The 2947-nt window shown below is 61.0% G+C and carries 3 protein-coding genes; all 3 read left to right on the top strand.

The window, feature by feature from the left end; genetic code table 11:
• On the top strand, positions 1-646 hold a 646-nt coding region (locus B8784_RS12110; RefSeq protein ID WP_143435293.1), incomplete at its 5' end, for an IS3 family transposase.
• Between the two features lie 547 nt (positions 647-1193).
• Positions 1194-1736, top strand: a complete 543-nt coding sequence (locus B8784_RS12105; RefSeq protein ID WP_158085662.1) for a GNAT family N-acetyltransferase — start codon at positions 1194-1196, stop codon at positions 1734-1736.
• Positions 1737-1959: 223 nt separating this feature from the next.
• Positions 1960-2947: hypothetical protein (locus tag B8784_RS12100; protein WP_143435457.1), on the top strand; the 988-nt coding region annotated here is incomplete at its 3' end.

Here is a 2947-nt window from a genome sequence, read left to right as displayed (position 1 = left end):
CAGGCGCCTGATGAAGGCCATGGGCCTGCAGGGCATTATCCGCGGCAAGCCGCATCGCACGACCTACAGCGACAAGGCGGCGCCGTGCCCGCTCGACCATGTGAACCGCAACTTCAAGGCCCCGGCGCCGAACCGGCTCTGGGTCAGCGATTTCACCTATGTCTCGACCTGGGCAGGGTTTGTCTATGTCGCCTTCGTCATCGATGTGTTCGCCCGCCGCATTGTCGGCTGGCGGGTCAGCCGGACAGCGCATGCGGACTTCGTGCTTGATGCCCTTGAACAGGCCTTGCATGACCGGCGGCCCTGCTCTGGAAGTGGTCTTGTCCATCATTCAGATCGTGGCAGCCAGTATGTCAGTATACGGTATACGGAGCGTCTGGCCGAGGCAGGTCTTGAGCCGTCGGTGGGCAGTGTTGGTGACAGCTATGACAACGCTTTGGCGGAAACCATCAATGGACTCTACAAGGCCGAAGTCATCTGGCGGAAAGGCCCGTGGAAATCCATCGATGCCGTTGAATACGCCACCCTCGAATGGGTCGACTGGTTCAATCACCGCCGCCTGCTCGAGCCAATCGGAAACATCCCACCGGCAGAAGCCGAGGCCAACTACTTTGCAGCGCTGAAGGAAAACGCTATCGCTGCTTGACCCCAACCAAACAGCCTCCGGGGTTACCGGCGCGGTTCAGTTACAGGTAATGACGGCATAGCTGATTTAGTTTTTAGTACATTTTCTCTCTTCCCTGGCTTTTTTCTGGCCGCAATGACCGCTGCAGCCACATTCCAAAATGAAACGATAGATGATGACATTCCTGATCTCGGGACTACGATGCCATTTCGGATTGATGGCGAAACGGTTTGGGATGTGCCTACAAAACGCATAATCGGCATTCGTCTCTTCTATTTTCTTCTTATATCCAGTCTAATATGCGTTGCGACATCTGGATCGCTCACTTTTCTATTCGATGACAATGCTATGGAAACAAGATTAAGTTGTTTTTACAATTTCGTTATACATGCTCTTGTTTTTCTGCTCTCATATCTTTCCAGCGTGATAGGATGTACCTTGCTTCAGGGTATGTATTTTTTTGCCGACACCATGATGAGGAAGGCTTAGGCCCTTCCCCTCCCACACGAAACCGCGCTAAAAGACCGCCCCGCGCTTTGGTCCCGACAGAATGGTCACGGGGAGTAGAATGTTCGAGCTTGTGGCGCTGCATGAGTGCGACCCCAGACAGGTCGCCCAGTTTCTCTCCCTCAACCGCGAGCGCTTCCAGCCCTTCTCGCCGACCCGCTCGGACCATTATTTCACCGATGCGCACTGGAAGGCCGCCTGCAAGGCTGCGCGCGCGGAATGGCGCGACGACAAGGCCTACCGGTTCTGCATCGTCCACAACAATGCCGATGTGATCGGCAAGATCGATGTCGACCAGGTGATCCGCGGGCCGTTCGAGAGCGCGGTGCTCGGCTACATGCTCGACCGGCGGTATGAGGGCCAGTCGGTGATGCGCCGCGCGCTGGAAGACGTGCTGACGCTCGCCTTCGGAGACTTCTCGCTGCACCGTGTCCAGGCCGCCATCATGCCGCATAATGCCCGCTCCCGTACCCTCATCACCCGCCTCGGTTTCCGCGAGATCGGGCTGGCCGAACGCCATCTGCGTCTGGATGGCGAATGGCGCGATCATATCCTCTACGAGATGCTGTCGGACCGATTTTCGCCCAGCGAGGCAGACGGCTGACTGTGCCAAGCCCGGACAGCCTGTGATGACGGGCCATTCAGCCCCCATTAAACTGGCATAATGTATGCACCATTGGGTTGACCGTCCCGGCCTGGCTCGTCCTAATGACCGGCGCTGGGGCCTCTTGCCTGTGACTTTCGGGTCGCAGGCGTCATGAAAAACGCGTAGATTGCCGCCCATGGACCGCCAAGACCCCAGATCCCAGGAGCAGAGCCTCCCCACTGTGACGCCGTTGCACCATCCCGGTGCACCGTCCCAACATCTCGACATGCTCGCGCAGGCGCGCGACCGCGGCGGGATGTTCCTCTGGATGGGGCTTCTGGGCGCCTTTGCCTGGTGGCTCGCCGCCTTTGGCGGGGTGACCGCGCTGATCGGCCTCGATGGGCTGTCTCAATACTCCTCCGCTGTTGTCGCCGCCGGGGCAATCGCGCTGGCGATCCCGGGGCTGATGCTGATCATGGCCGGCCTGCTCGCGCGGGAAAATTCGCGCGCCGCCTCGACCAATGCCGTCGTGCTGGAAGCCGCCGCCCGCCTGCTCGCCCCGATGGAGAAGAGCAGCCAGGAGTCCGGCGTCTTCGCCGACCAGATGCGCCGCAGCGCCGCTGATGTCGACCGCTCCATGGCGCACGCCCTCTCCTCGATGAAGGCGATGGCCGGGGAAATCTCCGACGAACGCCAACGGCTGGAAAGCGTCTCCTATGTCGCCGCCGACAATGCCAAGGACCTGTCCGCCCGGCTGGGCGATGAGCGCAAGGCGCTCGAACAGCTCGCCTCCGACATCCGCAAGCAGACAGAAATGATGAGCGAGGCGATCCCGCGCCAGGCCGCGCAGATGCGCGACTCCGCCCGGGCGGCTGCCGCCGACATTGCCCAGGCCGACCAGGCGCTGGAAGTCCGGCTTGAAAATCTCGACCAGGCGAGCACGAAGCTCACCGAAAAGGTCACGTCGCTCGACCAGATGTCGGTCGACGCCTCCAAGCGCAGCGAAGAGCTGATCTTCGCCGTGACGCGGATGGAAGAGAAGCTCGAACAGTCGCGCAAGATGGTCGAACAGGCCCTGCGCGCCGGCGAGATGGTCGCCGCTTCCGCCAGCACGACCGGCGACCGGCTGACCGAGGCGGTGAACTCCGCGCTCGACCATGCCCGCACCGCCTCGCGCGACATCCAGACCGAAGCGCTGGAAGCCGCCGAACGCGCGGCCACCTCGCTCG

It is taken from the genome of Henriciella aquimarina (assembly GCF_002088975.1).
Lineage (GTDB): Bacteria > Pseudomonadota > Alphaproteobacteria > Caulobacterales > Hyphomonadaceae > Henriciella > Henriciella aquimarina.
This window is presented reverse-complemented; position numbering and strand designations above follow the sequence as displayed.